Below are 24,045 nucleotides of genomic sequence, written 5' to 3'. Positions count from 1 at the left end.
GGACCGCCCTCGCGGGGCGAACCGTTTTCTCCCCGGACCTTCCTACGATCGGGCGACCGCACCGGCCCCCGGCGCACCACCCGCTCGGCCGAACCGTCCTACGAGCCTATGAGCGCGCGCCCTCAGCCCGACGCCTCCATGCCCATCAGCCCGCTGACCTCGGTCCCCGGCGGCGTCAGCAGGAAGACGTTGCGGTCCACCCGGTGCATCCCGCTGGCCAGCCCGAACACCACGCCGGTACTGAAGTCCAGCACCCGCTTGGCGACATCGCCCTCCGCGCCGGACAGGTCCAGCAGCACCGGCACCCCCGCCATCAGGGTCTCGGCGACATCGCGGGCGTCCGCGAAGATGTTGACCCGCAGGACGACGAACCGGCGGCGCGTCTCGGTGTCCGCGTCCGGGAGCGTCCGGTGGCCGACCGCGGACGGCCATGCGTCCCGGCCCCGCAGCGGCACGACCTGGGCGAGCCCTTCCCACTGTTCATCGGTGACGTCGTAACGGCTCACCGGCTCCCCCTGACCTGACTCGCTTTCGATGCCTGCACCAGCCAATTCTTACGCCAAGTCACCCGTTCAGCCCAACAACGACACACTGTGCGACACAGCCCTGATCCGGCGCCCGGCCCATCTGCCGTGCCCAGGGCGCCGGTAGGGGCCCCGGGAGGTCCGGATCACCATCGCAACGAGGGGAACGTCACAGGCCATCGTTCTGCTGTCACCTGAGCACCCTGTCCTAACATCCGAGCATGACGGTCCTGCCTGACGACGGGCTCTCACTGGCCGCCGAGTTCCCTGACGCGACGCATGAGCAGTGGCAACGCCTGGTCGAGGGTGTACTGCGCAAGTCCGGCAAGGAAGTCTCCGGCGCGGCGGTCGAGGACGCCCTGTCCACCACGCTCGAGGACGGGCTGCGCACCCGGCCGCTGTACACCCCGCGCGACGCCGCGCCCGACCCCGGCCTGCCCGGCTTCGCGCCGTTCACCCGCGGCGGCCGCCCGGTCGGCAACACCCCCGGCGGCTGGGACATACGGCAGCGGCACGCGGCGCTCTCCGACGGCTCGGTACTGGCCGACCTGGAGAACGGCGTCACCTCCCTCTGGCTGGTGCTCGGCGAGGGCGGCATCCCGGTCGCGGACCTCGGCCGCGCGCTCGACGGCGTCTACCTGGACCTCGCCCCCGTGGCCCTGGACGCGGGCGCCGACACCGAGGCGGCCGCGGACGCGCTGCTGAGGCTGTACGAGGAGCGGGGCGTCGCCCCCGAGGACGTACGCGGCACCCTGGGCGCCGACCCGCTGGGGTACGAGGCCCGCACCGGCACCCCGCTGGACTTCGCCCCCGTCGCCGCGCTCGCGGCCCGCGCCGCCGCGTACCCGGGGCTGCGCACGCTGACCGTGGACGCGCTGCCGTACCACGAGGCGGGCGGCTCGGCCGCGCAGGAGCTGGGCGCCTCCCTCGCCACCGCCGTGGCGTATCTGCGGGAGCTGACCCGGGCCGGGGTGAGCGCCGAACAGGCCGTCGCGCAGATCGAGTTCCGGTACGCGGCGACCGCCGACCAGTTCCTCACCATCGCCAAGCTCCGTGCGGCGCGCCGTCTTTGGGCGCGGGTCGCCGAGGTGTGCGGGGCGCCGGGCGCGGGCGCGCAGGTGCAGCACGCGGTGACCTCGCCGGTGATGATGTCCCGGCGCGACCCGTGGGTGAACATGCTGCGGACGACGGTCGCCACGCTGGCCGCCGGGGTGGGCGGTGCCGACTCCGTGACGGTGCTGCCGTTCGACCACGCGCTGGGCCTGCCCGACGCGTTCGCCCGCCGTATCGCCCGCAACACCTCCACGATCCTGGTCGAGGAGTCGCACCTGGCGCGGGTCGTCGACCCGGCGGGCGGTTCCTGGTACGTGGAGCGGCTGACCGACGAACTGGCGCACGCCGCATGGGAGTTCTTCCGGTCCATCGAGCAGGACGGCGGTCAGGCCGCCGTGTTGCGCTCCGGCCGGCTCCGTGACGACCTCGCGCGTACCTGGGCGGAGCGGTCCGCGAAGCTCGCCAAGCGCCGCGAACCCATCACCGGGGTCAGCGAGTTCCCCTTCCTGGACGAGAAGCCGGTGCACCGCGAGCCCGCCCCTGAGCCCCCGTCCGGCGGTCTGCCGCGCGTGCGCCGGGACGAGGCGTACGAGGCGCTGCGGGCCCGCTCCGACGCCCATCTGGCCGCGACCGGCGCCCGCCCCCGGATCTTCCTCGCCACGCTCGGCCCGGCCGCCGAGCACACCGCCCGCGCCTCCTTCGCCGCCAACCTCTTCCAGGCGGGCGGCATCGAGCCGGTCACCGTCGGGAACTTCGAGGAGAGCGGCGCCACCGAGGCGGTCCTCTGCTCCAGCGACGCCCGCTACGCCGAGGAGGCCGCACAGGCCGCCGAGGCGCTGCGCGCGGCAGGCGCCCACCAGATCCACCTGGCGGGCCGCCCCGCCGAGTATGCGGGCGTCGACAGTTATGTCTTCGCGGGCTGCGACGCCGTCGCCGTCCTGGCCGCGACTCTCGACCGCATGGGAGTGTCCTGATGGGAATCCCCGACTTCTCCGGCATCGAGCTGGGCACCCCCACCGTCGACGGTGGCGCCGAGGAGTGGCGCGCCGCCGTCAAGCGGGACACCGGGGGCGCGGAGCCGCTGTGGGAGACACCCGAGGGCATCGAGGTCAAGGGGCTGTACACCGGCCGTGACCTGGAGGGCCTGGACTTCCTGAACACGTACCCGGGCATGGCGCCGTATCTGCGCGGGCCGTACCCGACGATGTACGTCAACCAGCCCTGGACGATCCGGCAGTACGCGGGTTTCTCCACGGCCGAGGAGTCCAACGCGTTCTACCGGCGCAACCTGGCCGCCGGCCAGAAGGGTCTGTCGGTCGCCTTCGACCTGCCCACGCACCGGGGTTACGACAGTGACCACCCGCGCGTGACGGGCGACGTCGGCATGGCGGGCGTGGCCATCGACTCGATCCTGGACATGCGTCAGTTGTTCGACGGCATCCCGCTGGACCGGATGACCGTGTCGATGACGATGAACGGCGCCGTGCTGCCGGTGCTGGCGCTGTACATCGTGGCGGCGGAGGAGCAGGGCGTACCGCCGGAGAAGCTGGCCGGGACCATTCAGAACGACATCCTCAAGGAGTTCATGGTCCGCAACACCTACATCTATCCGCCTAAGCCGTCGATGCGGATCATCTCCGACATCTTCGCGTACACCTCGCAGCGGATGCCGCGCTACAACTCGATCTCCATCTCGGGCTACCACATCCAGGAGGCGGGCGCCACGGCCGACTTGGAGCTGGCGTACACCCTCGCGGACGGCGTGGAGTACATCCGGGCGGGCCGGGAGGCGGGGCTGGACGTGGACGCGTTCGCGCCCCGGCTGTCGTTCTTCTGGGCGATCGGCATGAACTTCTTCATGGAGGTCGCCAAGCTGCGTGCGGCCCGGCTGCTGTGGGCCAAGCTGGTCAGGCAGTTCGACCCGCAGAACGCCAAGTCCCTTTCTTTGCGAACCCATTCGCAGACCTCGGGCTGGTCACTGACCGCGCAGGACGTGTTCAACAACGTCACGCGCACCTGTGTGGAGGCGATGGCCGCGACCCAGGGCCACACTCAGTCGCTGCACACCAACGCCCTCGACGAGGCGCTGGCGTTGCCCACCGACTTCTCCGCGCGCATCGCCCGCAACACCCAGCTGCTGATCCAGCAGGAGTCGGGCACCACCCGGGTCATCGACCCGTGGGGCGGCAGCGCGTACGTGGAGCGGCTGACGTACGACCTCGCGCGCAAGGCGTGGCAGCACATCCAGGAGGTCGAGGCGGCGGGCGGCATGGCGCAGGCCATCGACGCGGGCATCCCCAAGCTCCGGGTGGAGGAGGCGGCGGCGCGCACCCAGGCCCGTATCGACTCCGGGCGGCAGCCGGTGATCGGCGTCAACAAGTACCGGGTGGACACCGACGAGCAGATCGACGTGCTCAAGGTCGACAACTCCTCGGTGCGCGCCCAGCAGATCGAGAAGCTGCGGCGGCTGCGCGCGGAGCGGGACGACACCGCGTGCCGGGACGCGCTGGACGCGCTGACCCGGGCGGCGGACGGCGAGGGCAACCTGCTGGAGCTGGCGGTGAACGCGGCTCGCGCCAAGGCGACGGTGGGCGAGATCTCGGACGCGCTGGAGAAGGTGTACGGCCGGCACGCGAGCCAGATCCGTACCATCTCCGGGGTGTACCGCAACGAAGCAGGCGAGTCCCCGTCGGTGGACCGCACCCGTGCCCTGGTGGACGCCTTCGAGGAGGCCGAGGGGCGCCGGCCGCGCATCCTGGTCGCCAAGATGGGCCAGGACGGGCACGACCGGGGCCAGAAGGTGATCGCCACCGCGTTCGCCGACCTCGGTTTCGACGTCGACGTCGGCCCGCTGTTCCAGACACCGGACGAGGTCGCCCGGCAGGCGGTGGAGGCGGACGTGCACGTGGTCGGGGTGTCCTCGCTGGCCGCGGGGCACCTCACGCTGGTCCCGGCGCTGCGGGAGAAACTGGCCGAGGAGGGGCGCGCGGACATCATGGTCGTGGTGGGCGGGGTGATCCCGCCGCAGGACGTGCCGACGCTGCTGGAGATGGGCGCGACGGCGGTGTTCCCGCCCGGCACGGTCATCCCGGACGCGGCGCACGACCTGGTGAAGCGGCTCGCCGCCGATCTCGGTCACGACCTCTGAGCCCGGCATGGCCGCGATCGATCTCGACACCTATGTGAAGGGCGTGCTGGACGGCAAGCGTGCCCTGGTGGCCCGCGCGATCACTCTGGTCGAGTCCACCCGCCCGCAACACCGGGCGCTGGCCCAGGAGTTGCTGACCGCGCTGCTGCCGCACAGCGGGCGGGCGCGGCGGATCGGGGTGAGCGGGGTGCCGGGCGTGGGCAAGTCCACGTTCATCGACGCGTTCGGCACCATGCTGACCGAGGCGGGTCACCGGGTGGCCGTGCTCGCGGTGGACCCGTCCTCGACGCGTACCGGTGGCTCGATCCTGGGCGACAAGACCCGGATGGAGCGCCTCGCGGTGGACCAGCACGCGTTCGTCCGCCCCTCCCCCAGCGCGGGCACGCTGGGCGGGGTGGCGAAGGCGACCCGCGAGTCCATCGTGGTCATGGAGGCGGCCGGGTACGACGTGATCCTGGTGGAGACGGTCGGCGTCGGCCAGTCGGAGACGGCGGTCGCCGACATGGTGGACTCCTTCCTGCTGCTCACCCTGGCCCGTACCGGTGACCAGCTCCAGGGCATCAAGAAGGGCGTGCTGGAGCTGGCCGACGTGATCGCCGTCAACAAGGCGGACGGTCCGCACGAGAAGGACGCGCGGGCGGCCGCCCGTGAACTCGCGGGCGCGCTACGGCTGATGCACGGCAAGGACGCCTTCTGGACGCCGCCCGTGCTGCACTGCAGCGCGCGGGAGGGGAGCGGTCTGGACACCGTGTGGGAACGGCTGGAGCAGCACCGCACCCTGCTGGACTCCACCGGGCGACTGACCGCAAAGAGGCGTGAACAGCAGGTGGGTTGGACCTGGGCGATGGTCCGCGACGAGCTGCTGGGCCGGTTGCACGCGGACCCCGAGGTCAGGCGTCTCGCGCCGGATCTCGAACAGGAGGTCAGGGACGGCTCGTTGACGGCGACCCTGGCGGCGGAACGGATTCTGCGCGCGTTCGGGAAGCGGGACGGGACGCTGTGACAGCCCTGTGACCGGAGGAGTGGCTTCCACCACAGCCGGTGGGGGCCGCTCCTGGTCAACTCGCCGGATGCGCAGATCATTCGCAGGTGTGGGAGTGCTCGGCCTTCTGGCCCTCGCCGGGTGCGGTACGGCCGAGCCGGGTGCGGGCGGCGGCGGGGTGCGGGCGGAGTCCTTGTGCCCCTCGAAGGCCCCGCGCTACGGCGAGGTGCCCCGCGCCCGTCCCACGTCCACCGCCGACGCCCCACGCCCGCCGGGCACGCCCACCCCGGTGCCGTCCAGCACGGGGACCTCCCGGGACGGGGTGCGGATCACCCGGGTGTACGCCGGTGCGATCGACGAGGACGGTGCCTGCCGGGCGGGTTCCCTGACGGCGGAGTTCGAGGTGACCAACCCGGGCGCGCGGGACATGACGTACACCGTCCTGTTCGACGCGAACGGGTACACCGGGGCGAGCCGGGTCGTGGGCCCGGTGGGGTATGGCAGGACCGTGCACGGCCGGGTGGCGATGAGCCGGAGCTACGGGGACGCGGCGGGCGGCACCAGCGTGTCGCTGCTGTCCGTCCGCAGCATCCCGAGCGCCGAGGCCCCGGCCCCCGGCGGTCCGTGCCCCGCGTCCGGGGTGCGGGTGTACGCCGACGAGGCGGACGCGGCGATGGGGCTGCGCGTGGTGGGGCTGCATCTGGAGAACTGCGGTACGAAGCCGTACGCGGTGGACGGGCGGCCGGAGCTGGAGATCATCGACGCCGAGCACGAGCGGGTCGACGGGGTGAAGATACTGCCCTCCGCCGAGGTCGCCCAGCTCGGCGGGCCGCCCGACGTGGCCCGCCCCCTCACCCTGCGACCCGGCGAGCGCGCCCTGTCCGGCATCGTCTGGCGCAACACCGTGCAGGCCGTCGACGGCGCCGTGAACGCCCCCTACCTGCGTGTACGCGCCAGGCCGGGCGCCGCGCCGGTGACGCTGACCCCGGAACTGGACCTCGGCACGACGGGCAGACTGGGGGTCCAGGCATGGCGGAAGCAGGAGTGACGGGCCCTTCCGCCCCATCGGAAGGGGAACAGGACATGACCTACGCCGACAAGGGACGGCCCTCGCCGCACGCGCTCACCGGCGCCGGGGTCGCCGTGACCGACGCGGCGGGCCGGGTGCTGCTGGGCTGGTCCAAGAAGCGCGGCGTCTGGGAGCTGCCGGGCGGCAAGAACGACGCCGGCGAGGGCTTCGCCGAGGCCGCCGTACGAGAGCTGGCCGAGGAGACCGGCCTACGGGCCGACCCGGAGGACGCACGCCTCCTGGCCCTCCTGATGGACTCGGTACACGGCATCCCCCGCGTGACGGCCGCGGTCCGCGTCACCGCCTACAAGGGCGAACCGACCGTCCGCGAGCCGGAGTTGATCGCCCACTGGGAATGGCACGACCCGGCGACACTCCCCCGCCCCCTGTTCACCCCGAGCGCACACGTCATCGACACGGTGTGGCCGGGCCTCCTACCGGGACTGCCCCCGGTCCACCGGTATCCGCTGGCGATGGGCTAAGCGGCGGACCGGGTCCGGAACGCGCGTGCCGCCATGCCCAGCAGTCCCGCGTTGACCAGCGCGCACAGGGATACCCAGGTGGTGAAGAGGAGGGGGGTGAGCCAGTTGGTTGCGGGGTCCAGTTCGGGGGTGGGGGTGAGGAAGGCGATGGCGCTGAGCGGGAGGGTGGCGGCGAAGGGCCAGATGGCGGCGAAGCCGGGGTCCGGGGAGAGGTAGACGGCGTAGAGGAAGAAGCCGATCGCGGAGCCGGCAGCCGCGAGGTAGCCGCGGGAGAGCCAGTTGTCGGTGGCGAGGGTCAGCCAGGCGCGAAGTCGTCCGGAGTGAGGGCGTGTTGTGGGGGCCATGGTGCTTCCCTTCCGTTCGGCGGGATGCGGTTACGGGTACCCGGTGGGACTCAGACGGCCACCTCCTGCGTTCCCAACACCATGAGCAGGGCGAGGCGTTCGGCGTCCTCGGTGCCGGGTTCGGCGGTGTAGACCATGACCCGCAGGTCGCTGCCCGCGACGGAGAGGATGTCGCAGTCCAGGGTGAGCGGGCCGACCACCGGGTGGTCGATGGTCTTGCGTGCCGCGTCGTGGACACCGACCGTGCCGCTGTCCCACAGCTCCGTGAACCGGACGCTGTGGGCGCGCAGTTCGGCGATCAACTCGGCCAGGGCGCGGTCGTGCGGGTACCGTCCGGCGGCCGCGCGGAGATCGGCGACGAGGGCGGACTCGAAGGCGGCCAGGGACTGGGGGGCGTGCCGTACCCCGGAGCCGGGACCGGCGAAGTGCCGCCAGACGCCGTTGAGTTGGCGCCCCTTCCAGCGGGTGGAGTCGCCCATGAGGGCCGCGTAGGGCGGGTTGGCGGTGAGCAGGGTCCAGGTGGCGTCGTAGACGGCGACCGGGGTGCGGCCGAGGCGGTCCAGCAGCCGGTGCACGCTGGGCGGGATGAAGGTCGGCACGCTCGTCGGGGCGGGCGGGGCGAGTCCGGCGAGCCGGTACAGATGGTCGCGCTCGGCCGCCGACAGGCGCAACGCGCGGGTGAGCGCCTCCACGACCTGGGAGGAGGGGTTGGTGGCGCGGCCCTGCTCCAGCCGGGTCACGTAGTCGACGGAGATCCCGGCGAGCTGGGCCAGCTCCTCCCGCCGTAGCCCGGAGGCCCGTCTGCGGCCGCCCTGGGGCAGCCCCGCCTCGCCGGGCGGGAGCCGGTCCCGCCAGCGGTGGATCGCCGTCCCGAGTTCCGCGCTCGCCATACGGTCCAGTGTGCCGCGCGCGGCGGGCGCCCGCCTGGTACCGCCGGTCCCAGGAAAACCGGTCCTCTGGCTGCGGGCGCGCGCCCGGCGGAGGCTGGAACCATGACGAACACACTGATCACCGGAGCCAACAAGGGCCTCGGCTTCGAGACCGCCCGCCGCCTGCTGGCCGAGGGCCACACCGTGTACGTGGGCGCCCGCGACGAGGAGCGGGGCCGGCGGGCGGCCGAGGAGCTGGGCGCGACGTTCGTACAGCTCGACGTGACCGACGACGCGTCCGTATTCGCGGCGGTCCGCACGCTGGGCGCGGCGGGCGGCCTGGACGTGCTGGTCAACAACGCCGGCATCGAGCCGCGCCGCCCGGACGGCGGCTTCGTCGACCCGGCGGCGGTCACGGCGGACGACATACGGGAGGTCTTCGAGACGAACGTCTTCGGCCCGGTACGCGTCCTGCAAGCCTTCCTCCCCCTCCTCCTGCGCTCCCCCGCGCCGGTCGTCGTGAACGTCAGCAGCGGGCTGGCCCTCACCCGCGCCCTCGCCGACCCGGCCGCGCCGGAGCACTTCTACCCCGACCTCTCCTACCCCGCCTCCAAGGCCGCGCTGAACATGCTGACCGTGCAGTACGCGAAGGCGTTCCCGAACCTGCGGATCAACGCGGCGGATCCGGGCTTCACGGCGACGGACCTGAACCACAACACGGGGACGCGGAGCGTGGCGGAGGGGGCGGAGGTGATCGTGCGGCTGGCATGCGAGGGGGAGGTGAGCGGGACGTTCCAGGAGGGGGCGGGGGTACTGCCCTGGTGAGGCGGGTGCGGACCCGGTGAGATGATGCGGCCCCGGTGAGCCGGTGCGGCCCCGGTGAGGCGGCCTGGTCAACCGGATGGACCGCTTCTACCGTTGAACATGCCGTTCTCCTCTCGCCAAGGAGCTGACGTGCCCGAGCAGCAGCCGCCCCTGGTCCTCGATCCCACCGGCGCCGACCACCACGCCGAGCAGCGGGCGCTGCGTGCCCGGGGTCCGGCCACCCAGGTGGACATCCTCGGGGTCACAGCCTGGTCGGTGAGCGACCCGGACCTGCTGAAAGCCCTCCTGACCAGCCCGGACGTCTCGAAGGACCCCCGCGCCCACTGGCCGGCCTTCGCCGAGACGGCACCGACGTGGCCGCTGGCGCTGTGGGTGGCGGTGACCAACATGTTCACGGCGTACGGCGGCGACCACCGCAGGCTGCGCCGCATGGTCGCCCCGGCGTTCAGCGCCCGTCGGATCGCGGCGCTCCAGCCGGTGATCGAGTCGCTCGTGGCGGACCTGCTGGACGCGCTGGCCGAGCGCCCGGGTGACGAGGTGGTCGACCTGCGCGAGCGCCTCGCCTACCCGCTGCCCATCACGGTGATCAGCAGGCTGATGGGCGTACCGGACGTGCACACGCCGGAGTTCCGCGCGGCCGTGGACGGCGTCTTCGACACGACGCTGACCGTGGAGCAGGCGACCCAGAACACGCGGGCGCTGTACAAGTGGCTGGACGCGCTGATCGAGGCGAAGCGGGTGACTCCGGCCGACGATCTGACCTCCGCGCTCATCATGGCCCGCGACGAGGAGGGCGCGGGCGACGCCCTGACCCACGAGGAGTTGCGCGACACCCTGCTCCTGGTGATCAGCGCGGGCTACGAGACGACGGTGAACGTCATCGACCAGGCGATCACCACCCTCCTCACGGACCCCGCCCAGCTCGCCCACGTCCGCGCGGGCCGCGCGAGCTGGGCCGACGTGGTCGAGGAGACCCTGCGCCACGAGCCCGCGGTGAAGCACCTCCCCCTCCGCTACGCGGTCCGCGACATCCCCCTCCCGGACGGCCGCCGCATCCTGGCGGGCGACCCGATCCTCGCCTCCTACGCGGCCGCCAACCGCCACCCGTCCTGGCACGGCCCCTCCGCCGACACCTTCGACGCCACCCGCCCCGCCAAGGACCACCTGGCCTTCGGGCACGGCATCCACTTCTGCCTGGGCGCTCCGCTGGCCCGGCTGGAGGTGGGGACGGTGCTGCGGATGCTGTTCGCGCGATTCCCGGGGCTGGAACTGGCGGCACCCGCCGGGGAGTTGCAGCCGGTACCGTCACTGATCAGCAACGGTCACCGGGAGGTGCCGGTACGGCTGGGAGGGGGCCGGGGCTGAGACGGTGCCGTTCATGTGCCGCTCGGGAGGCCCGGTCGCAGCCCGTCCAGTTCCCCACCGATCGCATCTCGCAGCCCGTCGTGCCGTGGACCGAGCCGGAAGCGTTCGCCGCTCCAGCGGTCAGGCGGATAGAGCCACACCGGCTTGCCCACCAGCTCGGCCGGCTCCCATGCGAACCTCGGCCAGACATGGGCGTGCAGGAACGGGTCCGTGTTCCCCAGGATCTCCAGGTTGACCCTCCGGAAGGCCGGGTCCAGCCGGCGACAGGCTCGTTCGACCGCTTCGCCGAGCCGGTCCATGTCCGACAGGAAGGACAGCCGCTTCGCCCTCGGCAGGTCCGACAGGCGCTGTACGTCCGGCTCGTCGACGAGCAGAACCGAGTAGCCGGGCAGGAACTGCACGTCCCCGATCACGGCGAACCCCGCCGTCAGCCGCCGCAGCACGGTCGGGTTCTCGCCCCGCAGCGCGGTCCCGATCCGGTCCCTCCGCCAGTCACCGGTCATGACCAGAACCTACATCCGGCCCTGGTGAGCGCGAGGCCGTTCGAGGTCAGCGGCCACCTCGCACTCCGCCCAGACCACCTTCCCCGGCCCCTCCCCCCGCACATGCCAGTCCCACGCCGACGCCAGCCGGGACACCAGCAGCAGCCCCCTCCCGCCGTCAGACAGACCAGGTTCCCCCAACTCCCCCGGCCGGGGCGGCACCCGCTCTCCCCGCGTGTCGGAGACCTCGATCCGCGCCGTACGCCCCGCCAGGGTCAGCCGGACGTTGAAGTCGCGTCCCGCCACGTGCCCGTGCCGTACCGCGTTCGCGGTCAGCTCCGCTGTGATCAGGACGATGTCGTCATGGGCGTCCGTGCCGTACGGGATGCCCCATTCCTCAAGGCGGACGCCCACCAGGCGACGCGCGAGGCGTGCACCGCGCGGGGTCGACGTGAAGCGCATGGCGAAGTCGGTGACCAAGTGGTCCGTGGGACCGCCGAGGCTGCTCATCATGGGCACCACGGTCCCCCCGGTGACGTAGCGTGACCAGTGGTGACGCACTGACGCGACCCCGTTGTACGCGCGGTGCCGGCGCCGGTACGAGCAACACGGCGGGGCCGCGTACGGCGGACAAGTCCGCGCAGGGGGTTGTCGCGGCGTTCGGACAGACGGTGAAGACCCTCCGGCTACGGGCCGGCATGGACCGCGAGGAGCTTGGCAGGCGGCTCGGTTACTCGGCCGCGACGATCGCATCTTTCGAGCAGGGGAGGCGGATTCCACCGCCACGCGCGATCGACCGAGCCGAAGAAGTGCTGGACGCGGGCGGCTTGTTGACGGTCTGGAAGGAGGAGGTGGAAAAGGCGCAGTACCCCGCCTTCTTCCAGGGCATGGCCCAACTGGAGAAGCAGGCGATGGAACTGCAGATGTACGACACCCTTGTCGTCAACGGCCTCCTTCAGACCGAGGAATACATGCGGGTACTTCTGGAGATGCGGCGCCCGGCCCTCGATCCGGAGACGGTCGAGCAGCGCGTGACCGCCCGTCTCGCTCGACAGGAGATCCTGGACCGGCGCACCACGACACTGCTGAGCTTCATCATGGACGAGTCGGTTCTACGTCATACCTACGGCGGCAAGGCCGTGCTGCAAGGCCAGTTGGAGCACTTGCTCCTGGCGGGCAGCCGGCGCAACGTCGAGCTCCAGGTGATGCCGACAGCTCTCGACGACAACGCGGGCTTCGACGGACCCTTCACCGTCGTCATGCGCAGGGACGGAAAGCGATTCCTGTACGTGGAGGCCCAGGCGACCAGCAAGTTGGAGACCGATCCCGAACAGGCGGGTCTCGCCTCCGCGCGCTATGGGATCATCCGTTCGCAGGCTCTCAACCCGGGAGAGTCGCTGGAGTTCATCGAGAAGTTGCTGGGAGAGCTATGAACAACGCCGAGTCCCGCGCCTGGTTCAAGAGCAGCTACAGCGGAGCTGAAGGCGGCCAGTGCGTAGAAGTCGCCCTCACCCCCGACACCGTCCACCTCCGCGACTCCAAAGCCCCCACCGGCCCCACCCTCCAGCTCTCCCCCACCGCCTGGGCCGACTTCCTCGCCGCGGACCGGTACATCTGACATCTGTACGCGCGAAGAGCCCTGCCCCTCCCCCCGAGCGGAGCGACAGGGCTCAGCCGCATCCCGTCAGGAACCGACGGTCAGCACCAGCTTTCCGGTGACTCGCCCGGTCTCCCCCACCGCGTGGGCCTTCGCAGCCTCCGCCAGCGGATACACGCCCTCGACATGCGCCCGCAGCGCCCCGGACGCCGCCAGCTCGGCGACCGCCCGCATCCCCGCCTGGTCCGCCTCCACGAGCAGCGTCTCCACCCGTACGCCACGGGCCTGGGCCTTGGCGGGCTCCTCGGGGTCGGTGCCGGGCAGCAGGGAGACGAGCACGCCGCCGGGCCGCAGCACCTCCAGCGAACGTACGCGCGTCTCACCGGAGATGGTGTCCAGCACCACGTCCACGTCGCCCACGGCGTCCCGGAAGTCGACGGAGCGGTAGTCGATCACCTCGTCCGCGCCGAGCGACCGCAGGAACTCGTGCTTGGGCTCGCTCGCGGTACCGATGACGTACGCGCCGAGGGACTTGGCGATCTGTACGGCGAGGTGGCCGACACCTCCTGCGGCGGCGTGCACCAACACCCGCTGGCCGGGGCGTACTCGGGCGGTGTCCACCAGCGCCTGGTACGCGGTGAGCGCGGCCAGCGGCAGCGCGCCCGCCTGGACGTGGTCGATCGACTCCGGCTTGTGGGCGAAGGCGCGGGCCGGGCCCTTCACGTACTCCGCGTGGGCGCCGACGCCGTACGGGTAGGGCAGCATGCCGAAGACCTCGTCGCCGGGCTTGAAGAGGGTCACGCCGTAGCCGACCTCCTCGACGACGCCGGAGACGTCCCAGCCGAGCACGAGCGGGAGCCGGTCGAGGAACATGCCCCCGGTGCGGTGCTTCCAGTCGGTCGGGTTGAGTCCGGAGGCGCGGACCGAGACCAGGATCTCGCTCGGGCCCGGCTTCGGGCGGGGCAGCTCGGTCTCCTTGAGGACGTCGGGGGTGCCGTACTCGTCCTGGCTGATGGCGTGCATGGTGGTGTGGTTCGTCATACGTCCAGGTTCACCCGGACCGGGCCGACGTACCATGGCATGAATGCCATCTTTCAACGGGATCGTGCCATGACCACTCCGCACCGCGTCGTCGTCCTCGCCCTGGACGGGGTCTACGCCTTCGAGCTGGGCATTCCCAGCCGCGTCTTCGGTTCGGCGGGGGGCCGCTACGAGGTGCTGACCTGCTCGGCCGACGGCGGGCCGGTCACCACCAACTCCGACTTCTCGGTCACGGTCGGGCACGGGCCCGAGGCGCTGGCGACGGCGGACACGGTCGTCCTCGTGCCGTTCGACGTCTCCCTGGTCCGCCGCGGTCTGCCCCCGAAACTGGAGGCCGCGCTCGCTGCCGTACCCCCCGGCACCCGCATCGTCTCCATCTGCACCGGCGCCTTCGTGCTGGCCGCCGCCGGCCGGCTCGACGGCCGCCGCGCCACCACCCACTGGGCCCTCGCGGACACCTTCCGCGCCTGGTTCCCGGCGGTGGACCTCGACCCGGACGTGCTGTTCGTGGACGACGGCGACCTCCTCACCTCGGCGGGCGCGGCCTCCGGGGTCGACGTCTGCCTGCACGTCGTACGCCGGGACCACGGCGCGGCCGTCGCCAACGACGTGGCCCGCGCCTGCGTCGTACCGCCGTGGCGGGACGGCGGGCAGGCGCAGTACATCCAGCAGCCGGTGCCCGAGGAGCAGGCCAGCGGCACCTCGGCCACCCGTGCGTGGGCGCTGGAGCGCCTGCACGAGCCGCTGTCGCTGACCGAGTTGGCCGGGCACGCCCGGATGAGCCGGCGCACCTTCGCGCGGCGGTTCGGCGAGGAGGTCGGGACGAGTCCCGGGCGCTGGCTCATCCAGCAGCGCGTCGCCCGCGCCCGGCATCTGCTGGAGACCACCGACCTCGCCGTGGACGATCTCGCCGCGCAGGTCGGCTTCGCCACCGGGACCTCGCTGCGCGAGCATCTGCACGCGGCGATCGGGGTGACCCCGCTGGCATACCGGCGGACGTTCCGGGGAGCCGGGGTGGAGTAGACGTTGCCGCAGGTCAGACCGGTGCGCTTCATCGGTGACGCGGCGGGCACCCGTCTACAGTCGAGCGGGGAGCCGCTGCTCCCCGACCTCAGAGTGCTTGGAGAGACCTCATGTCGAAGATCCTTTTCGTGGTGACCGGCGCCGACCACTGGACGCTGGCCGACGGCACGCTGCACCCGACCGGCTTCTGGGCCGAGGAGGCCGTCGCGCCGTACGAGGCGTTCAAGAAGGCCGGTGACGAGGTGGTCGTGGCCACGCCGGGTGGGGTCGTGCCCACCGTCGACCAGGGCAGCCTCGCGCCGGAGGTCAACGGCGGCCAGGAGGGCGCCGACCGGATCGCCGCCGCGCTGGAGGCCGCGCCCGAGTTCAAGCAGCCGGTCAAGCTGGAGGACGTGAACCTCGACGACTACGACGCCGTCTTCTACCCCGGCGGCCACGGCCCCATGGAGGACCTCGCCGTGGACGCCACCTCCGGCCGACTGCTGGTCGACGCCCTCGACTCCGGCAAGCCGCTCGCCGTCGTCTGCCACGCCCCGGCGGCCCTCCTCGCCGCGACCCGGCCGGACGGCACCAACGCCTTCGCGGGCTATCAGGTCACCGGCTTCTCCAACGACGAGGAGACGCAGGCCGGTTTCGCCGACAAGGCCAAGTGGCTGCTGCAGACCCGGCTCGGCGAGGCGGGCCTGGACGTGCAGGTCGGAGAGCCCTGGGCGCCGAAGGTCGTGGTCGACCGGAACCTGCTCACGGGGCAGAACCCGGCCTCTTCCGCGCCGCTGGCCGAGGAAGTCCTCAAGCGGCTGGGCTGACGAGGCTCCGCTCAGGCGCCGGCCGCCTCCCGGCTGATGCGCTCGAACTGCGCGCCCATCGCCTCGGACAGCGCCTGAGCCGCCGAGAGGGGGCGGACCATGACGGTGAAGTCGTCGATCCGCCCCTCCTCGTCGAAGTGCAGGAAGTCGCAGCCCTGGATCTCCCGGCCGTCGACTGTGGCCGTGAAGACGAAGGCGTGGTCCCGGCCGTCCGGGTCGGCGATCTCCTTCACGTACCGGAAGTCCTCGAACACCCGCAGGACGCCCCGCAGGATCGCGGCGGTGATCGGCTTGCCCGCGTACGGCTTGAAGGCGACGGGACTGGTGAAGACGACGTTCTCGGCGAGGAGGGCCTCGACGGCGTCGGTGTCTCGGTTCTCCACGGCGGCGCGGAAGGGATGCACGGAGTGCTCCTTACTCAACAAGTTGAATAGGTGTCTTGGAGAGTAGGGTGAGAACGTGACCCTGCGCAATGCGGTGATGGCCACCCTCCTGGAGGGCGAGGCGTCCGGCTACGACCTGGCCAAGGGCTTCAACGCCTCGGTGGCCAACTTCTGGACGGCGACGCCCCAGCAGCTCTACCGCGAGCTGGACCGGATGGAGCGCGAGGGCCTCGTCACCGCGCGCGTGGTCCGCCAGGAACGCCGCCCCGACAAACGCCTCTTCTCCCTCACCGACGCCGGCCTCGGCGCCCTCCGCGCCCACCTCGCCGACCCCATCACCCGCCCCACCGCCATCCGCGACGGCCTCCTGGTCAAGGTCCAGTGCGCCGACATCGCCGACCCGGCCCCCGTCCAGGCCGACATCACCGCCCACATGGACTGGTCCCGCGACAAACTCGCGCGCTACGAGCGCCTGCGCGAACGGCTGCTGGCCGGCCGGACGGAGGAGGAGCACCTCGCGGAGGCAGAGCGGGTGGGGCCGTACCTCACGCTGCTACGGGGCATCGCGTTCGAGGAGGAGAACCTGCGGTGGGGGGAGCTGGCGCTGCGGGTGCTGGGGGCACGGTCTGCGTGAACTCCCGTACCGCCGAGGCCCTTTGGTGGACCCCGGCGGTGTTCGCGCTCAGGACTACGACTGCTCCTCGGCGAGCGTCCGCAGCTCGGTCAAGTCCTCCTCATCCAGGTCGAGTTCCTCCGCCGCCTTCAGCAACGCGGGGATCTGGGCGGCCCGGTTCCGGTCCGCGAGGAACTGGGCGTAGTAGACGTAGGCCGTCTCGTCGTTGTGGGCGAGGGCCTCGCGGTAGTGGTGGTCGGCGCGGGACCACTGCTCCAACTCCTCGTGGAGCAGGGCGAGGTTGAGGTGGGCGTTGGTCTCGCCGTCCTCCTTGGCGGCGGCCTCGTAGTGGCGTACGGCCTCCTCGGGGGCGCCGGTGTCGGCCAGATGGAGGGCGTAGGCGAAGTGGGCGCCGGTGACCTCCTCGGCGAGGGCCTCGCGGAGGTGGGTGCGGGCCGACTCCAGGTCGCCGAGGGCGTGTTCGGTCTCGCCGAGCACGGCCAGTACGGAACGGTGCCCGGCGTCCAGCGCCTGCTTCAGCCAGGGCAGCGCGTCCTCGTACTTCTCCTCGTCCGCGAGGAGCCGGCCGAGGTTGCCGGCCGCCATGGTGTCGCCGCGCTCGATGGCCCGGCGGAGCAAGTCGGTTGCCTCGTCCAGTCGTTCGTCGTCCTCGCTGAGGAAGGCGCCGTAGTCGTTGAGGGCACGGGGGTTGTCGTCGACCAGCGCCTGCCGGTAGTACTCCTCGGCCTGTTCACGGTCCCCCAGCTCGTCGGCCAGGACCGAGGCGATCATCAGGGTGACGTCCCGGCCCCGGTCCGCCGCCGACCGGAGTGCCGCCAACGCCTCCTTGGGACGGTCCAGTTCGACCAGCAGCTCGGCGAGAGCCTCGTAGGCGGCAGGGTTGCCGCCGCGCGCCTCGGCCTCGACGGTCTTCAGCGCGGCGTCGATGTCGCCCCACTCGGAGACGAGGTCGAAGATCCTCTCCGCCACCTCGTCGTCCGGACGGTTCCAGGCCCGCAGGTAGAGGGAGAGGGCGGCGGCACGGTCACCGGCCACGAGGCGCTGCGCGGCCTCGGCGGCCAGGTTGCTTTCTGTCATGGGGACATCTTCTCGAACCGGCGAACGACTTCTCGCCACACCCCGACTCTCGGCCCGCCCGGCGGAGCCTGCCGCGCGCAATCCCGGCCGTCAGGCGAGCGCGGTGGCCAGCAGGGCGAAGGCACCGATGAGGACGCCGACGCGGGCGTAGTGGAAGCGGTCCCAACGGCCCATCTGCTCCTTCCAGTCCGCGGGCAGGCTCTCGGTGGTCCACGCCTTGGTGCGGTTGTTGATCGGGACGAGCAGCAGGATCGACATGAGCACGCTCAGCATGAGCAGTCCGGCGGCGATGACGACGAGGCCGGCGCCCTGGTCATCCCATCCGGCCACGGCCCACACCCCGGCGAGGACGAGCGAGCCGATGTACCAGAAGGGCATCACGGCACCGAGCATCCGGGCGCCGTGGATGCGGCCGCGCAGGCCGTTGTCGCCGGGGAGCGCGCCGAGGATCGGGTTGATGACGAAGGCGACGGAGAACTCCACCCCCACCATCAGACCGACGACGACGGTGGTGAAGACCTCGAGTGCGGTGAGCATGATGGACCCTCCCGTTTTCTAGCACTGCTAGCGATTGATTCAACGCTAGTACTGCCAGCGCTCGATTGTCTAGCAGTGCTAGAATCGAAATATGTCCGTACAGGAACGTAAGGAACGTGAACGGGCGGTCCGTGAACGCCTCATCGTGGCGACGGCCCGTGAACTCGCCGAACAGCAGGGCTGGGACGCGGTCACCACGCGCCGGCTCGCCGAGCGCATCGAGTACAGCCAGCCGGTGCTCTACAGCCACTTCCGGGGCAAGCGCGAGATCATCGGCGCGGTCGCCCTGGAGGGCGCCGCCGAGATGGCCCTGACCCTGCGCGCCGCGACCGCCGCCGCCCCCGACGCCCCCCGCCCCCGCGTCACCGCCCTCGCCCGCGCCTACCTCGACTTCGCAGAGCGCAACCCGGCCGTCTACGACGCCATGTTCCGCCTCGACGGCGGCCTGGCCTTCGCCCACGAGGACACCCCGGAAGCCCTGAAGGACGCCTTCGCCGCCCTGCTGGAGTGCCTCACCAACGTCGCCGGTGACGGCGTCGACCCGGGCCTGTTCACGGAGACGTTCTGGGCCGCCCTGCACGGCCTCGCCACCTTGACCCGCGCGGGACGACTGCCGTCGGAGGACGCGACGCGGAGGCTGGAGCTGCTGGTGGACCGGCTGGCCGCGCCCTGAACCCCCGGCCCGGCGCTCGGGTGCCTTATCATACAAGTCGACCGTAAAGCTATTAGACGTTGACAATATTGGGTGCTACACGCAAACTGGACGGAGCCTAAATAGCTTTTGTCCGCTTCTGTGCGGTTACATAGAGTTCAGGAGCGAACGCATGGCATTCCCGTCCGAGAACCGGCGCATCACCCTTGCCGAGCACACCGCCGACCAGGTCATACGGACCGGTCGGCCGTTTCAGGTCGTGTCCCCGCACACCCCGTCCGGAGACCAGCCGCAGGCGATCGCCGGGCTGGAGAAGCACCTCCGCGCCGGAGAGAGCGACGTGGTCCTGCTGGGCGCCACGGGCACCGGCAAGTCCGCGACCACCGCCTGGCTGATCGAGAAGCTGCAGCGGCCGACCCTCGTACTCGCGCCGAACAAGACCCTCGCCGGCCAGCTCGCCAACGAGCTGCGCGAGCTGTTCCCGCACAACGCGGTCGAGTACTTCGTCTCCTTCTACGACCACTACCGCCCCGAGTCGTACGCCCCGAGCACCGACACCTACTTCGCAAAGGAGTCGGTCTCCAACAAGGAGGTCGACCGGCTGCGCCACTCGGCGACCTGGTCGCTGCTCAGCCGCCGGGACGTGATCGTCGTGGCGTCCGTGTCGTGCATCTACGGCCTCGGCACGCCGCAGTCCTACCTCGACCGTTCCTTCCAGCTCGCGGTGGGCGACACCGTCGACCGGGAGGAGTTGCTCGCGGCCCTGGTCGACATCCAGTACACCCGCACGGACGGCGAGCCGGCCGCGGGCCGCTTCCGCGTGCGCGGCGACACCATCGACATCCACCCCGCGTACGAGAACACGATGCTCAGGGTGGAGATGTTCGGCGACTCGGTCGAGCGGCTGACCGTCGTCGACCCGGAGACCGGCGAGGTGCGCGAGGTCATCGACCGTACCCGCGTCTTCCCCGCCACCCACTACTTCGCGGGCCCCGAGCGGATGCGCACGGCGGCCGACTCCATCCAGGCCGAGCTGAAGGAGCGCGTCGCGGAGCTGACCCGGGCCGGGAAGCTGCTGGAGGCCGACCGTCTGCAGACGCGTACGGAGTACGACATCGAGCTGATCCGGCACACCCAGGTCGCCTCCGGGATGGAGAACTACTCCCGGCACCTGGACGGCCGCGCCCCCGGCGCACCGCCGTCCACGCTGCTGGACTACTTCCCCGAGGACATGCTCGTCGTCATCGACGAGTCGCACGTCACGGTGCCGCAGCTCTCCGGTATGAGCCACGGCGACGCCGCGCGCAAGAACACCCTGGTCGAGCACGGTTTCCGGCTGCCGTCCGCGATGGACAACCGTCCGCTGACGTGGTCGGAGTTCGCCGCGCGCTGCCCGCAGCGGGTCTACCTGTCCGCGACGCCGGGCCGGTTCGAGCTGACCTCCGCGCGGGGCGCGGTCGTCGAGCAGATCATCCGGCCGACCGGGCTGCTCGACCCCGAAGTGACGGTCAAGCCGACCGCCGGCCAGATGGACGACCTGCTCGCGGAGATCCGTGAGCGGTCCGCCCGGGGCGAGCGGACCCTGGTGACGACGCTGACCAAGCGGATGTCGGAGGAGCTGACCGACTACCTCGACGCCGAGGGAGTCCGCGTCCGCTACCTGCACTCCGGCGTGACCACCCTGCGCCGCGTCCAGCTCCTCGCCGACCTGCGCCGGGGCGAGTACGACGTGCTCGTCGGCATCAACCTCCTGCGCGAGGGGCTCGACCTGCCGGAGGTCTCACTGGTCGCCATCCTCGACGCCGACCAGGACGGGATCTTCCGCAACGACACCGCGCTGATCCAGATGATCGGCCGCGCGGCGCGCAACGTCAGCGGCGAGGTGCACATGTACGCCAACCGCCTCACCCCCTCCATGACCCGCGCCATCGACGAGACCAACCGCCGCCGCGCCCTCCAGATCGCCCACAACGAGAGCCACGGCATCCGCCCGACCGCCCTCCGCAAGAAGATCCGGGCCACGGTGTCCGCCGAGTACGCGGAGTCCCAGCACCCGACGACCGGCACGTCGTACAACCAGAAGATGGCGGCGTAAGACGGTTAGGCGGGGTCCAGCACGGGCTTCGGGGGGAGGCCGCCGTTCTTGTCGCAGCGGAGTTCTTTGGCTATGGCGAGGGAGAAGGAGTGGGCGACGGTGGCGTAGGCGTTTTTGAGCGCCTTGATGTTGTCCTGCGGGTCCTTCGGCATGCCCCAGTACTCCACTCCGATTGCGATGTGGGCCGCACTCGGCGAGCCGAGCAACTTGGGGCTCCGGCACGCGAAGAAGACGTAAGCCTTTTCCGTCGCCGCATCGGTGCGCTCCCCCATCTTCAGCACGGTGAACTTCGAAGCAGGCGCACCTGTGGGGGCACTGTCGTCCAGGCTCCAAGTGATCCTGAGCTGAAAATTCGGCGTACCGATGGCCGTGAAGATGCGGCAGGCGTCCTCTCTGCCGACGCTGGTGGAGGGGAACACGGAGGCAAGCTCCGTCGCGGCCTGCGCGACGGTGTACTTCTCATCCGATGCCTCGAACCGGGACGACCCCGTGATCGTCCTCAACGCCTTGGCAGCGTCGTCAGATATGGCATGGCCACCGCATAGTTGCGTCCCGGCCACGACTTTATAGTCCTTCGGAAGGCCGTCCTTGTCCTTGTCACCGCTACAACCGGTGGCCCCGATGAGCAACGAGCCGACCACGGCCACCGCGAGCAGTACCGGCCTTCGATTGAACACTGTCCGTATCCTCACGTGCATCAGCCGGTCTCCGGGTCGTTGCCCTGCTGCCTCGCCCGATCATTGCCGACGCCATAGCCGATCAGCATCGATTCGAGCAGGTCCTCCCTGAATTGGCTGTCCCTGTCCACACCGTGGAGATCCAGGAACTCCCCCGCGGGAGCCTCGGCCATGCTCTCGCCGGCTGAGTAGATCTTCGTCTTCTCGGTCCGGCTAAGATCCTCCAGCTTCTCCTTGTGCTCATCCACCGAGTTGTCCGCCACGTCACCCACCGCCTGCCCGATGACCTGTTCCACAGCCCCGCTGGCCGTGTCTGTCGCGAGCGGGATGAGTACCGCGGCCGCGCCCACCGCCGCGGTCGCGGGAAGGAAGGCAACCCCCGCCGCGAGCCCCGCCGTTGCTCCGAACTCGACCCAGCCCGCCCGGCTGGCGACCGCCTTCTCGTAGTCCTCGTGGGTTTTGAGGTTGGTCGCCTCGACCTGGTCGGCGCGGGACTGGTCGAGCATGCCCTGTACCTCGGCGCCCGTGCGCACGGTCGCCCTGGCGGCGCCCTCGCTGATCTTCCCGTCCGGGCCGACGGTCTCTTCGAGGGCGCTGCGGGTGTAGACCTGCTCGGCGGCGGAGACGGTCGCGTAGGCGTCCGGATGCTGCCCCAGGGTGCTGAGGAAGCCCCGTACGACGCTCCGCCCGTTCCCGTCCGCCGTGTCCGCGAAGTCGACGTGTCCGTCCGGATTCCTGCCCGGCGCGAACACGCTCTGCGAATCGTTCTTGTCCAGCGCCCAGTTGATGTCGTCGATGTAGCCGGCGCCCATGGTGCCGAGGCTGTCGGCCATCGCCTCGTGGTGCTTCTTCAGCAGCTCGGGGTCGGAGCCGTACTTCTCCATGACCTTCTGCATGATCGCGGCGTTGTCCGCGTCCCGCACCACATGGCCGTCCGGGCGCCCGGCCGGGTAGCCGAGGGTCGCCGCCTCCAGGGCGTGGCCGAGGGCGTCGGGCATCTGGTTGAGCGACGCCTTGTACTCGTCCGGGTCCGTCGAGTTGGTGTCGGGGAAGGACTTCCACTTCTCGTCGCTGAAGAAGTCGAGGTAGTTGTCGATCGCGTGGCCGTCCTTGTCCTTCCCGAGAGCGGCCGTGGCACCGTGATTCACCGTGCCGTCCTCGTTGTACGCCGTCGGTGGGTCGGCGAAGAAGTGCTTTGCCGCGTCAGGGCTGTTGCCGAGGGCTTCGAGCATGGCGGTGGCGGGGTCGTATCCGGCTCCGTTCACGCCGGAGGGGTTGAACTGGTTCTTCAACCAGCCGTTCACCTGTTTGTTCTCAGCGAACAAGTAGGGTTCCTTGGCGTGCAGTTGAGCCACATGCTCCGCTATCGGGTTGAGGAACCGGGCGTCGTAGTTGCCGTTCCGCATGATCCCGCCGAGCAGTTGGTAGCCGAACGGGCCGCCGTAGTCGTGCTTGGCCAGCGGGATGCGCTCGGGGCCCAACTTGCGTAGCTCCGGGCCCCACTTGTTGGTGAAGTCCTTGTCGTGGGAGGCGGTGGCGAGGTTGAGGCCGAGGTTCTTCTGGAGTTCCTGGACGTCCTTGAGGCGCTCCGGATCGACCTTGCTGTAGTCGTACGTGTCCGTGGAGAGCTGGCCGAAGAAGGCGAGCGACTTCTCGGGGCCGAGCGTGCCGTAGAAGTCCTTGGCGAATTCCTTCGACGCACTGTTGTCCTTCAACAGCTCGTTGAGCTGCTGGAGTTCGGCATGGGTGAGGTCCCGGCCCTTGGCCGCGAGAGCGGCGGCGCGGGCGGCCTCCTCCTGGTCCAGCTTGGTGTACGTGGGAGGGCTGAAGTCCTTGCGGTCGGTGACGTTGGCCTCAAGGGCGTTCTTGAGGGCGAGGTCGGTGTCGTTGCAGTTGTCGACGATGAGGTCGATCCTCTTCTGCCACGACTCGATGTTCTTCCTCTCCTGCCCGATGAGGTCGATGTAGTCGGGGTCGTGCCGCGCCATGCGAAGTTCGGACAACGGCTTCCGCGCAGTGACCTTGCCCTTGCCGTCCACGCGGATGCCGGCCGCGGGCCCCTCGTGGTCCCGGATGCCGACCAGGTCGTCGTGGGCCTGCTTGATGGCCGCGTAGCCGTCTTCCAGGATCAGCTTCACGCCCTTGGCCTCGGCCGCGGCGTCCGCGAACTCCTTGACCGTCTTGCCGATGAACGCCTTGGTGACGCCCGCGTTGACGCCCTCCCAGTCGGCCTTGTCCGCCTTCGCCTTCATCCCGTCGGCGGCGTCCGTGGCGAGCTTGTCCAGCTTCCCCGCCATCTCCGACCAGTCGTCGGCGGCGGCCTTCAGCTTCCCCAGCGGGGCGTCGATGATGTCCTCGTACTTCAGCATGCCGTGCGCTC

At 70.8% G+C, this 24,045-nt stretch carries 25 protein-coding genes; 14 read left to right on the top strand and 11 right to left on the bottom strand.

Going from position 1 to position 24,045, the window contains the following annotated elements:
• Positions 1-122 precede the first annotated feature (122 nt).
• Positions 123-506, bottom strand: coding sequence for a cell division protein SepF (locus D0Z67_RS22710; protein ID WP_031181585.1), 384 nt, complete (start codon positions 504-506; stop codon positions 123-125).
• A gap of 239 nt (positions 507-745) precedes the next feature.
• On the opposite strand from D0Z67_RS22710, the gene D0Z67_RS22705 reads away from it, so the two are divergent.
• From D0Z67_RS22705 to D0Z67_RS22685, 5 genes are all read left to right on the top strand, one after another.
• Positions 746-2,551 carry a methylmalonyl-CoA mutase family protein gene (locus D0Z67_RS22705; RefSeq protein ID WP_031181584.1) on the top strand — a complete coding sequence of 602 codons (1,806 nt, stop codon included), beginning with the start codon at positions 746-748 and terminating at the stop codon, positions 2,549-2,551.
• Positions 2,551-4,725, top strand: a complete 2,175-nt coding sequence (scpA, locus tag D0Z67_RS22700) for a methylmalonyl-CoA mutase (protein WP_031181583.1) — start codon at positions 2,551-2,553, stop codon at positions 4,723-4,725. The genes D0Z67_RS22705 and scpA overlap by 1 nt, the downstream gene beginning before the upstream one ends.
• A gap of 7 nt (positions 4,726-4,732) precedes the next feature.
• Entirely contained in the window at positions 4,733-5,728 is a 996-nt protein-coding gene (gene meaB, locus D0Z67_RS22695; RefSeq protein WP_031181582.1) for a methylmalonyl Co-A mutase-associated GTPase MeaB, read from the top strand.
• Positions 5,729-5,822: 94 nt separating this feature from the next.
• On the top strand, positions 5,823-6,755 hold the full coding sequence (locus tag D0Z67_RS22690; RefSeq protein ID WP_234312794.1) for a DUF4232 domain-containing protein: 933 nt from the start codon (positions 5,823-5,825) through the stop codon (positions 6,753-6,755).
• A 35-nt stretch (positions 6,756-6,790) separates the two neighbouring features.
• Complete coding sequence (locus tag D0Z67_RS22685) at positions 6,791-7,258, top strand: nucleotide triphosphate diphosphatase NUDT15 (RefSeq protein WP_037775216.1); 468 nt, start codon at positions 6,791-6,793, stop codon at positions 7,256-7,258.
• Here the strand turns inward: D0Z67_RS22685 and D0Z67_RS22680 are convergent.
• Together D0Z67_RS22680 and D0Z67_RS22675 are read right to left on the bottom strand one after the other, a co-directional pair.
• Positions 7,255-7,602, bottom strand: coding sequence for an SCO4225 family membrane protein (locus D0Z67_RS22680; RefSeq protein ID WP_051887778.1), 348 nt, complete (start codon positions 7,600-7,602; stop codon positions 7,255-7,257). The two genes, D0Z67_RS22685 and D0Z67_RS22680, sit on opposite strands and share 4 nt — an antisense overlap.
• Positions 7,603-7,652: 50 nt before the next feature.
• Complete coding sequence (locus tag D0Z67_RS22675) at positions 7,653-8,492, bottom strand: helix-turn-helix transcriptional regulator (protein WP_031181579.1); 840 nt, start codon at positions 8,490-8,492, stop codon at positions 7,653-7,655.
• A gap of 102 nt (positions 8,493-8,594) precedes the next feature.
• Here D0Z67_RS22675 and D0Z67_RS22670 point away from each other — a divergent pair, with 102 nt between their 5' ends.
• On the top strand, positions 8,595-9,296 hold the full coding sequence (locus D0Z67_RS22670) for an SDR family NAD(P)-dependent oxidoreductase (protein ID WP_031181578.1): 702 nt from the start codon (positions 8,595-8,597) through the stop codon (positions 9,294-9,296).
• A gap of 99 nt (positions 9,297-9,395) precedes the next feature.
• Positions 9,396-10,661: a cytochrome P450 family protein gene (locus D0Z67_RS22665; RefSeq protein ID WP_051887776.1), complete on the top strand. Its 1,266-nt coding sequence runs from the start codon at positions 9,396-9,398 to the stop codon at positions 10,659-10,661.
• Between the two features lie 11 nt (positions 10,662-10,672).
• On the opposite strand, the gene D0Z67_RS22660 is transcribed toward D0Z67_RS22665, so the two are convergent.
• On the bottom strand, positions 10,673-11,164 hold the full coding sequence (locus D0Z67_RS22660) for a diadenosine tetraphosphate hydrolase (protein WP_031181576.1): 492 nt from the start codon (positions 11,162-11,164) through the stop codon (positions 10,673-10,675).
• 9 nt (positions 11,165-11,173) lie between these two features.
• On the bottom strand, positions 11,174-11,656 hold the full coding sequence (locus tag D0Z67_RS22655) for an ATP-binding protein (RefSeq protein ID WP_234312792.1): 483 nt from the start codon (positions 11,654-11,656) through the stop codon (positions 11,174-11,176).
• Positions 11,657-11,703: 47 nt separating this feature from the next.
• Here D0Z67_RS22655 and D0Z67_RS22650 point away from each other — a divergent pair, with 47 nt between their 5' ends.
• Both D0Z67_RS22650 and D0Z67_RS22645 read left to right on the top strand, forming a co-directional pair.
• Positions 11,704-12,576, top strand: coding sequence for a helix-turn-helix domain-containing protein (locus D0Z67_RS22650; protein ID WP_031181575.1), 873 nt, complete (start codon positions 11,704-11,706; stop codon positions 12,574-12,576).
• Positions 12,573-12,761 (top strand): DUF397 domain-containing protein, encoded by a 189-nt coding sequence (locus D0Z67_RS22645; RefSeq protein ID WP_031181574.1) that lies wholly within the window; start codon positions 12,573-12,575, stop codon positions 12,759-12,761. Before D0Z67_RS22650 ends, D0Z67_RS22645 begins: the two co-directional genes overlap by 4 nt.
• A gap of 66 nt (positions 12,762-12,827) precedes the next feature.
• Here D0Z67_RS22645 and D0Z67_RS22640 read toward each other — a convergent pair whose 3' ends face one another.
• Positions 12,828-13,763 (bottom strand): NADP-dependent oxidoreductase, encoded by a 936-nt coding sequence (locus tag D0Z67_RS22640; RefSeq protein ID WP_031181573.1) that lies wholly within the window; start codon positions 13,761-13,763, stop codon positions 12,828-12,830.
• Between the two features lie 87 nt (positions 13,764-13,850).
• Here D0Z67_RS22640 and D0Z67_RS22635 point away from each other — a divergent pair, with 87 nt between their 5' ends.
• Both D0Z67_RS22635 and D0Z67_RS22630 read left to right on the top strand, forming a co-directional pair.
• Positions 13,851-14,804: a GlxA family transcriptional regulator gene (locus tag D0Z67_RS22635; protein WP_031181572.1), complete on the top strand. Its 954-nt coding sequence runs from the start codon at positions 13,851-13,853 to the stop codon at positions 14,802-14,804.
• Positions 14,805-14,914: 110 nt separating this feature from the next.
• Complete coding sequence (locus D0Z67_RS22630; RefSeq protein WP_031181571.1) at positions 14,915-15,610, top strand: type 1 glutamine amidotransferase domain-containing protein; 696 nt, start codon at positions 14,915-14,917, stop codon at positions 15,608-15,610.
• An 11-nt stretch (positions 15,611-15,621) separates the two neighbouring features.
• Here D0Z67_RS22630 and D0Z67_RS22625 read toward each other — a convergent pair whose 3' ends face one another.
• Positions 15,622-16,014, bottom strand: a complete 393-nt coding sequence (locus tag D0Z67_RS22625) for a nuclear transport factor 2 family protein (protein WP_031181570.1) — start codon at positions 16,012-16,014, stop codon at positions 15,622-15,624.
• 55 nt (positions 16,015-16,069) lie between these two features.
• Here D0Z67_RS22625 and D0Z67_RS22620 point away from each other — a divergent pair, with 55 nt between their 5' ends.
• Complete coding sequence (locus tag D0Z67_RS22620; protein ID WP_031181569.1) at positions 16,070-16,627, top strand: PadR family transcriptional regulator; 558 nt, start codon at positions 16,070-16,072, stop codon at positions 16,625-16,627.
• Positions 16,628-16,681: 54 nt separating this feature from the next.
• Here the strand turns inward: D0Z67_RS22620 and D0Z67_RS22615 are convergent, their stop codons facing one another.
• Together D0Z67_RS22615 and D0Z67_RS22610 are read right to left on the bottom strand one after the other, a co-directional pair.
• Positions 16,682-17,704: a tetratricopeptide repeat protein gene (locus D0Z67_RS22615; protein ID WP_031181568.1), complete on the bottom strand. Its 1,023-nt coding sequence runs from the start codon at positions 17,702-17,704 to the stop codon at positions 16,682-16,684.
• A 90-nt stretch (positions 17,705-17,794) separates the two neighbouring features.
• Positions 17,795-18,241, bottom strand: a complete 447-nt coding sequence (locus D0Z67_RS22610) for an anthrone oxygenase family protein (protein WP_031181567.1) — start codon at positions 18,239-18,241, stop codon at positions 17,795-17,797.
• 91 nt (positions 18,242-18,332) lie between these two features.
• On the opposite strand from D0Z67_RS22610, the gene D0Z67_RS22605 reads away from it, so the two are divergent.
• On the top strand, positions 18,333-18,914 hold the full coding sequence (locus D0Z67_RS22605) for a TetR/AcrR family transcriptional regulator (protein ID WP_031181566.1): 582 nt from the start codon (positions 18,333-18,335) through the stop codon (positions 18,912-18,914).
• A 151-nt stretch (positions 18,915-19,065) separates the two neighbouring features.
• The gene (uvrB, locus tag D0Z67_RS22600; RefSeq protein ID WP_051887774.1) at positions 19,066-20,988 is read left to right on the top strand and encodes an excinuclease ABC subunit UvrB; all 1,923 of its coding nucleotides are present in this window, start codon (positions 19,066-19,068) and stop codon (positions 20,986-20,988) included.
• Between the two features lie 5 nt (positions 20,989-20,993).
• On the opposite strand, the gene D0Z67_RS22595 is transcribed toward uvrB, so the two are convergent.
• Together D0Z67_RS22595 and D0Z67_RS22590 are read right to left on the bottom strand one after the other, a co-directional pair.
• Complete coding sequence (locus D0Z67_RS22595) at positions 20,994-21,686, bottom strand: hypothetical protein (RefSeq protein ID WP_234312789.1); 693 nt, start codon at positions 21,684-21,686, stop codon at positions 20,994-20,996.
• Positions 21,686-24,034 carry a hypothetical protein gene (locus D0Z67_RS22590; protein ID WP_031181563.1) on the bottom strand — a complete coding sequence of 783 codons (2,349 nt, stop codon included), beginning with the start codon at positions 24,032-24,034 and terminating at the stop codon, positions 21,686-21,688. Before D0Z67_RS22590 ends, D0Z67_RS22595 begins: the two co-directional genes overlap by 1 nt.
• Positions 24,035-24,045: the final 11 nt, after the last annotated feature.

The organism is Streptomyces seoulensis, assembly GCF_004328625.1.
Classification (GTDB): Bacteria; Actinomycetota; Actinomycetes; order Streptomycetales; family Streptomycetaceae; genus Streptomyces; species Streptomyces seoulensis.
Note: the sequence above shows the minus strand (reverse complement) of the source record. Positions and strands in the feature narration are given on the sequence as shown.

Excerpts from the sequence above, each read along its gene's own strand:
- D0Z67_RS22605 (WP_031181566.1), top strand. The coding sequence starts at position 18,333 with ATGTCCGTACAGGAACGTAAGGAACGTGAACGGGCGGTCCGTGAACGC.
- D0Z67_RS22595 (WP_234312789.1), bottom strand. The coding sequence starts at position 21,686 with ATGCACGTGAGGATACGGACAGTGTTCAATCGAAGGCCGGTACTGCTC.
- D0Z67_RS22685 (WP_037775216.1), top strand. The coding sequence starts at position 6,791 with ATGACCTACGCCGACAAGGGACGGCCCTCGCCGCACGCGCTCACCGGC.
- scpA (WP_031181583.1), top strand. The coding sequence starts at position 2,551 with ATGGGAATCCCCGACTTCTCCGGCATCGAGCTGGGCACCCCCACCGTC.
- D0Z67_RS22640 (WP_031181573.1), bottom strand. The coding sequence starts at position 13,763 with ATGCACGCCATCAGCCAGGACGAGTACGGCACCCCCGACGTCCTCAAG.
- D0Z67_RS22705 (WP_031181584.1), top strand. The coding sequence starts at position 746 with ATGACGGTCCTGCCTGACGACGGGCTCTCACTGGCCGCCGAGTTCCCT.
- D0Z67_RS22635 (WP_031181572.1), top strand. The coding sequence starts at position 13,851 with ATGACCACTCCGCACCGCGTCGTCGTCCTCGCCCTGGACGGGGTCTAC.
- D0Z67_RS22615 (WP_031181568.1), bottom strand. The coding sequence starts at position 17,704 with ATGACAGAAAGCAACCTGGCCGCCGAGGCCGCGCAGCGCCTCGTGGCC.
- D0Z67_RS22645 (WP_031181574.1), top strand. The coding sequence starts at position 12,573 with ATGAACAACGCCGAGTCCCGCGCCTGGTTCAAGAGCAGCTACAGCGGA.
- uvrB (WP_051887774.1), top strand. The coding sequence starts at position 19,066 with ATGGCATTCCCGTCCGAGAACCGGCGCATCACCCTTGCCGAGCACACC.
- D0Z67_RS22630 (WP_031181571.1), top strand. The coding sequence starts at position 14,915 with ATGTCGAAGATCCTTTTCGTGGTGACCGGCGCCGACCACTGGACGCTG.
- D0Z67_RS22675 (WP_031181579.1), bottom strand. The coding sequence starts at position 8,492 with ATGGCGAGCGCGGAACTCGGGACGGCGATCCACCGCTGGCGGGACCGG.
- D0Z67_RS22590 (WP_031181563.1), bottom strand. The coding sequence starts at position 24,034 with ATGCTGAAGTACGAGGACATCATCGACGCCCCGCTGGGGAAGCTGAAG.
- D0Z67_RS22680 (WP_051887778.1), bottom strand. The coding sequence starts at position 7,602 with ATGGCCCCCACAACACGCCCTCACTCCGGACGACTTCGCGCCTGGCTG.
- meaB (WP_031181582.1), top strand. The coding sequence starts at position 4,733 with ATGGCCGCGATCGATCTCGACACCTATGTGAAGGGCGTGCTGGACGGC.
- D0Z67_RS22665 (WP_051887776.1), top strand. The coding sequence starts at position 9,396 with ATGCCGTTCTCCTCTCGCCAAGGAGCTGACGTGCCCGAGCAGCAGCCG.
- D0Z67_RS22670 (WP_031181578.1), top strand. The coding sequence starts at position 8,595 with ATGACGAACACACTGATCACCGGAGCCAACAAGGGCCTCGGCTTCGAG.
- D0Z67_RS22655 (WP_234312792.1), bottom strand. The coding sequence starts at position 11,656 with ATGATGAGCAGCCTCGGCGGTCCCACGGACCACTTGGTCACCGACTTC.
- D0Z67_RS22660 (WP_031181576.1), bottom strand. The coding sequence starts at position 11,164 with ATGACCGGTGACTGGCGGAGGGACCGGATCGGGACCGCGCTGCGGGGC.
- D0Z67_RS22610 (WP_031181567.1), bottom strand. The coding sequence starts at position 18,241 with ATGCTCACCGCACTCGAGGTCTTCACCACCGTCGTCGTCGGTCTGATG.